The organism is Acinetobacter sp. UBA2063, from assembly GCF_002333245.1.
Taxonomy (GTDB): Bacteria; Pseudomonadota; Gammaproteobacteria; order Pseudomonadales; family Moraxellaceae; genus Acinetobacter; species Acinetobacter parvus.
This window is the reverse complement of record NZ_DDAH01000093.1, coordinates 32211-33343: the sequence shown is the minus strand read 5'-3', so window position 1 is coordinate 33343 and position 1133 is coordinate 32211. Positions and strand designations below refer to the sequence as shown.

1 protein-coding gene is annotated in these 1133 nt (G+C 40.8%); it reads left to right on the top strand.

The window, feature by feature from the left end; translation table 11 throughout:
- Nucleotides 1-194: 194 nt before the first annotated feature.
- Nucleotides 195-1025, top strand: a complete 831-nt coding sequence (locus tag B4H32_RS04135; RefSeq protein WP_286800192.1) for an inositol monophosphatase family protein — start codon at nucleotides 195-197, stop codon at nucleotides 1023-1025.
- Nucleotides 1026-1133: the final 108 nt, after the last annotated feature.

Here is a 1133-nt window from a genome sequence, read left to right as displayed (position 1 = left end):
TTGACTGTGGCTTAGATGCCAAAGGTATTTTACTTTCAATAGAACAAGCTTGGTTATAGATCGCTAACGCTTTGTAAATTAGAAAATAATCTTTCGCAAACATTTTTTACCTAAAAGCCCTTATATTTGATAGAATATAGGGGCTTTTATGCATTATTCTTTGTCAAAATCTTCAAATTTGTAGTGGGTGTTCAATGGAACCTATGGTGGTTATGGCTGCGCGTGCGGCTCAAACAGTTGGTCAAGAGCTTTTAAAGGCACATCAAAATCGTCATAAACTCGATTTACAAGTTGAAGAAAAAGGCATTGATGGTCCAGTAACGCGTGTTGACCGTTATATCGAACAACTTACAATTGATACGCTTCGTAAAAGTTATAAAAACCATAGCTTCCTTGGTGAAGAGTTTGGCATGCAAGAAGGTAAAGGTCACGATGCAGATTGGTGCTGGGTGATTGATCCTTTAGATGGTACTCAAAACTTTATCAACGGTTTTCCTCATTTCTGTATTTCTATCGCTGTACAACATAAAGGCGTAACTCAGCACGGTGTGATCTACGATCCAGTGCGTGATGAATTATTCTCTGCAAGTCGTGGCCGTGGTGCAGTCATGAATCAACGCCGTATCCGTGTCAATGTTAAAGACTCTTTAGAAAACACATTCCTTGCGGTAGGTCATCCTTATCGTGCGAAACGTAATGGTGAAATCGTATCTTATGCAGAACAGCATTTCGCTTCTTTGTTGGCTGTAACTAAATCAGGCGCGCAAATCCGTCGTGGTGGCTCTGCTGCTTTAGATTTAGCTTATGTCGCTGCAGGTCGTTTTGATGGTTTCTTTGAACTTGGTTTAAAACCGTGGGATATTGCCGCGGGTGAGTTGATTGTAAAGGAAGCGGGCGGCGCAGTCGTTGATGCACGTGGTGGTAATGAGTCATTTGACAATGGTCAGGTGATTGCCTGTTCACTCAAGATGTTAAAACCGTTGATGCAGGCGGTTGTTCCAGCTTGGGGTGAAGCTGCAAAATAATTTGTAGATTACTAAAAAGACCCTCAATATTTGAGGGTTTTTTATAAGGACTTGAGAATAATTAAAGAGTTATCTTGGTCATGATTTCTTTAGCAATCGGTCAGATAC